We start from the raw sequence: 5,095 nt of genomic DNA, 5'->3' as shown, positions 1-5,095 counted from the left end.
ACCAGGCCGGATGCCTCGGCCTCCGAAACCCTGCGGACGCCGCTGCATCCGTCAACATGGGGAGCTTCACCCGCGTGGCCAGGGCGAGATTCGACTCCGCGGCCGCGACGAACTTCGCAACATACGACGTACTCCGCACTCTTGCGCCGCTGCGGCTGCGAGGTTCGCGCGAAACTGCGGAGTTGGCGCGGGGCGGCTGCTGCGCGAGCCAGGCCGGGCGGCCGGGGTGGATGCCGTCACGAATCGAGAAGACGGATGCCGCGGCATCCGGATAACGTGTGCTCATGTCTGCCGCATCGACGCCGCACGCCGCTGACGCCCACGATCTGATCCGGGTGCAGGGTGCGCGCGAGAACAACCTCAAGAACGTGGATGTCGAGCTGCCCAAGAGGCGGCTCACGGTCTTCACGGGCGTGAGCGGATCGGGGAAGAGCTCGCTCGTGTTCGGCACGATCGCGGCTGAGTCGTCGCGGATGATCAACGAGACGTATTCGACCTTCATCCAGGCGTTCATGAACACGCCGCCCCGACCCGATGTCGATGTGCTCGAGGGGCTGACGCCCGCGATCATCGTCGATCAGGAGCGGATGGGGGCGAACGTGCGCTCCACCGTCGGGACGGCGACGGATGCCAATGCCCTGCTGCGGATCCTCTTCAGCCGGATCGGCCAGCCGCACGTGGGCGGTCCGCAGGCGTTCTCGTTCAACGTCGCGTCGGTCAGCGGCAAAGGCGCGGTGACGACGCAGACTGCCGACGGCAAGAAGGTCGAGCGGCGCAGCTTCACGGTCACGGGCGGCATGTGTCCGCGGTGCGAAGGCATGGGGCAGATCAACGACATTGACCTCGCGCAGCTGTTCGATGAGGCGAAGTCCCTCGCGGGCGGCGCGCTCACCGTACCCGGCTACACCGCTGACGGTTGGTACGTGAAGATCTTCGGCGCGGTCGTGCCGATGGACGTCCCCATCCACGACTTCACCGAGCAGCAGCGGCACGACTTCCTCTACGCCGAGCCCCGCAAGGTGAAGCTCGAGAACATCAACATGACCTACGAGGGGCTGGTCCCGAAGATCCAGAAGTCGTTCCTCTCAAAGGATGTCGAGGCGATGCAACCGCACATCCGCGCGTTCGTCGAGCGGGCGGTCGCGTTCCAGCCGTGCCCGGACTGCGGCGGTACCCGGCTCAATGAGGGGGCGAGGTCGTCGAAGATCGCCGGCAAGAGCATTGCGGATGCCTGCGCCATGCAGATCTCGGATCTCGCCGCATGGGTGAAGAGCCTCGACGAACCGAGCGCCACTCCCCTGCTGCGCAGCCTCGGCGCTCTGTTCGACTCGTTCGTCGACATCGGCCTGGGCTACCTGTCGCTCGATCGCGCATCGGGCACGCTCTCGGGCGGCGAGGCGCAGCGCACGAAGATGATTCGGCACCTGGGTTCGGCACTGACCGATGTGACCTACGTGTTCGACGAGCCGACCGTGGGGCTGCATCCGCACGACATCCAACGCATGAATCGGCTGCTCGAGCAGTTGCGCGATAAGGGCAACACGGTGCTCGTGGTCGAACACAAACCCGAGACCATCGCGATTGCCGATCACGTCGTGGATCTCGGCCCCGGTGCGGGCTCCGGTGGTGGCGAGATCATGTTCGAGGGCACGGTCGAGGATCTGCGAGCGTCGGGCACGCTGACCGGCCGGCATCTGGATGACCGGGCGCGGCTCAAGGCGTCCGTTCGGAAGCCGGCGGGCGCGATCGAGGTCCGCGGAGCGAGCTCCCACAACCTGCAGGACGTGGATGTCGACATCCCGCTGGGGGTGCTCGTCGCCGTGACCGGAGTCGCCGGGTCAGGCAAGAGCTCACTCATCCACGGATCCGTCGCGGGTCTCGAGGGTGTCGTCGCGATCGATCAGAGCGCGATCAAGGGGTCGCGCCGGTCGAGCCCCGGCACGTACACGGGGATGCTGGACCCGATCCGCAAGGCCTTCGCGAAGGCGAACGGGGTCAAGCCGGCGCTCTTCAGCGCCAACTCCGAGGGCGCGTGCGCGGTCTGCGGCGGGTCGGGAGTGATCGTGACGCAACTCGGCCCGATGGAGCAGGTCGAATCGCCGTGCGATGTCTGCGATGGCAAGGGGTTCGCCGAGACCGTGCTGGAGTACCGTCTCGGAGGCCGAACCATCGTCGAGGTGCTCGACATGTCGGCATCCGAGGCTCTCGAGTTCTTCGGTTCGGGTGAGGCAAAGGTACCGGCGGCTGCGGCGGTCCTCGGGCGAATGGTGGATGTCGGACTCGGCTACATCCGGATCGGCCAGCCCCTGCCGACGCTCTCAGGCGGTGAGCGGCAACGGCTGAAGCTTGCCGTGCAGATGGGCGAGAAGGGCAGTGTCTACGTGCTGGACGAGCCCACGACGGGCCTGCACCTCGCGGATGTCGAGAACCTGCTCGCCCTGCTCGACCGGCTCGTTGATTCGGGTGTGTCGGTCATCGTGATCGAACACCACCAGGCGGTGATGGCTCACGCCGACTGGATCATCGACCTCGGCCCGGGCGCGGGCCACGACGGCGGCCGAGTCGTGTTCGAAGGCACCCCCGCCGATCTCGTGAAGGCCCGCCCGACGCTGACAGGCCAGCACCTCGCCGAGTACGTCGGCGCCTGACGTACACGCGAGCGCCGCGCAGCATCCGTGCCCACGTAGCGCACTCGGTGCGCCGCGAGACACCCCGCGCTGCGCGAGACACCGTGCGCCCGGTGACGCACTGCGCGAGGAGCGGTGTCTCGGCCCGCGCGCGGTGTCTCGTCCGCGGCAGGGTGTGTCGCGTGCCGACCCCGGCACGACCCACGTTCGCAGAATGGCGCGAAGTTCGCAGGTTGTGCCACCGGTACTACGAGGTACGCGCGAAACTGCGGAGTTCGCGTCCCCACGACACTCAGGCCTTGTCGGCGTCAGCCTTCTCGTAGGACGCGACGAGTTCGAGTTCCTTGGACTTCTTGGGCAGGAAGATCCACACGACCGCGGCGCCGATCGCGATGGCGACGGCTCCGACGGCGTAGGCGGCGATCGCGCCGGTCTCGAGCGACTGCTGCGCGGCCTGGATGATCTGGTCCTTGTATTGCGGGTACTGGTCGGCCACGTGCAGCGCCGACGCGTACGAGGCCTGCAGCGCCGCGGTGACCTGATCGCTGATGCTCGAGGCTTCGGACGACTCAGAAATGAGCTTGCCGAACGCGTGAGCGAAGCCGGCGGCGAGGATGGCGCCGAGCACACCCTGCATCACGGATCCGCCGAGGTCGCGCTGCAGGTCGGCGGTGGCAGATGCCATCCCGACGCGGCGGACCGGAGTCGATTCGGTGATGGCGCGGGATGCCGGTGTCATCGCGAACCCGGCCCCGATACCGATCACCATGTAGCCGAGCGAGACGTACCAGAACGGTGTCGTCTCGTTCCAGAACAGCGCCATGATGAAGCCGAGCAGCACAAACAGGTATCCGAGCATCATCGTGAAGCGCGACCCACGGGTGATGACGAGCTTGGCCGACTGCGGGGCAACCAGCAGCAGGCCGATACCGGCGGGAACGATCGAGAGGGATGCCTCGAGGGTTGAGTATCCGAGGATGTTCTGCTGGAACTGCTGGCCCACGAACATCGCGCCCATGAGCGAGCCGAACACGATCAAACCGCCTGTTGCGGGTGCCCAGAACATTCGGCGTCGGGCGACCTTCAGGTCATAGAGCGGGCTCGTTGCGGTCAGCTGGCGCCACGCGAACAGGGCGATCAACACCACCGCCGAGATCAGCAGGATGACGCCGAACGTGCGCGTGGTCGGCACAAAAACGGTCGACAGGCCGAGGACGATCGACCCGATCATGAACACCGAAATCACGCCACCGAGGTGGTCAACCTTGTCGTGGTTCTCGGCGACGTGCGATGGGACGAACAACCACACGAGGATGAAGCCTGCGATCGCGAACGGCACCGCGAGCAAGAACGCCGCTCCCCACCAGAACCACAGCAGCAGGATGCCGGCAAGCACCGATCCGATCACGGTTGAGGTGGCACTGACCGCCGACCAAAGGGCGATCGCGAGGGTTCGCTGCTTACCAGGTCCCCACAGCGCCGTGATGAGCGAGAGGGTCACTGGGTAGGCCATGCCCGCGGCGATACCGGTGAAGATGCGCGCGACGACGAGCATCTCGATGGATGCCGCGAAGGCCGCGAAGAAGCTGATGATGACCGTCAGCCCGAGGCCGATGACCAGCAGCTGCTTACGCCCATAGCGGTCGGCGACGGCGCCGAGATAGAGCACCGACATCGCGAGGCCCAGCGAGCAGCCGACGGCGACGAGATTCAGCGCCGTCTGCCCGGCCCCGAACGCGTCACCGATATCGGGGAGCGCGATGTTCGCCGCTGCGAGGTTGATGTTGCACACCAGCGCGCCGAGAATCAGCGCCGTCAGCACGAGCTTCGGGCGGGCCGGTGCGGCGGGGGCGGCGGGCACGGATGCTGCAGCGTCGGTCACGCGATAACACTAGCGATGCGCGGTCACCGGCACCGGCATCCATCACCGCAGTTCGATTGCCGCAACACGCCGCACCCACCGCCCCCGTCGTACACTTTGCGGCAAACGAAACCGCCCGGCATCCGCGGCCCACAGTTCCTTTGCCGCAACACGCCGCGCCCACGGCCGCGTCCGCACAGTTTGCGGCAAGCGAACCCGCCACCTCGGGCGTTGAGCGAGCGAAGCGAGGCGAAACGCCGTACCGACAGCCGGCGTCACGCCGCCGCGGTTGCAAACCTCACGCGCGTGAGCTCTTCGGACGCATCCCAGAGGCGCGCGGCATCCGTCTCGCTGCGCAGGGGCTTCCAGAGCGTCTGCTGCCCGGGCCGGCCGCCGACCTGCCCGAGGCCCTGCGGCCCAAAGAACTCACCGCCCTCGCCGGTCGTCGCAGCCATGAGCGCCGGCAGCGCGGCAGACTCCGGCGTGCCGGCAAGGCCCAGCCGCGACATCCGTCGCACGAGCCGGATGTCGCGCGTGTCTTCCGCCCTGCCGATCTCAGGACGAGCTGCCAGCAGACTCGTCGGGGCGACGCCCGGGTGCGAGATCG

General features: G+C 67.3%; 3 protein-coding genes and 1 pseudogene. 1 reads left to right on the top strand and 3 read right to left on the bottom strand.

Annotated elements, in window-relative coordinates:
- The coding region (locus Q1V87_RS11605; protein ID WP_300592907.1) for a hypothetical protein at window positions 1-286 on the bottom strand (286 nt) is incomplete at its 3' end.
- On the opposite strand from Q1V87_RS11605, the gene Q1V87_RS11600 reads away from it, so the two are divergent.
- On the top strand, window positions 285-2,648 hold the full coding sequence (locus Q1V87_RS11600; protein WP_300592904.1) for an excinuclease ABC subunit UvrA: 2,364 nt from the start codon (window positions 285-287) through the stop codon (window positions 2,646-2,648). The two genes, Q1V87_RS11605 and Q1V87_RS11600, sit on opposite strands and share 2 nt — an antisense overlap.
- A 271-nt stretch (window positions 2,649-2,919) precedes the next feature.
- Here the strand turns inward: Q1V87_RS11600 and Q1V87_RS11595 are convergent, their stop codons facing one another.
- Together Q1V87_RS11595 and Q1V87_RS11590 are read right to left on the bottom strand one after the other, a co-directional pair.
- The gene (locus Q1V87_RS11595) at window positions 2,920-4,509 is read right to left on the bottom strand and encodes an MFS transporter (protein ID WP_300592901.1); all 1,590 of its coding nucleotides are present in this window, start codon (window positions 4,507-4,509) and stop codon (window positions 2,920-2,922) included.
- 254 nt (window positions 4,510-4,763) lie between these two features.
- A pseudogene (locus Q1V87_RS11590) lies at window positions 4,764-5,095 on the bottom strand (short chain dehydrogenase); the annotation flags it as partial.

Source organism: Microbacterium sp., assembly GCF_030149085.1.
Taxonomy (GTDB): domain Bacteria; phylum Actinomycetota; class Actinomycetes; order Actinomycetales; family Microbacteriaceae; genus Microbacterium.
Note: the sequence above shows the minus strand (reverse complement) of the source record. Positions and strands in the feature narration are given on the sequence as shown.

What these genes read in the sequence shown, in the direction of transcription:
- Q1V87_RS11600 (WP_300592904.1), top strand. Translation starts at nt 285, where the DNA reads ATGTCTGCCGCATCGACGCCGCACGCCGCTGACGCCCACGATCTGATC.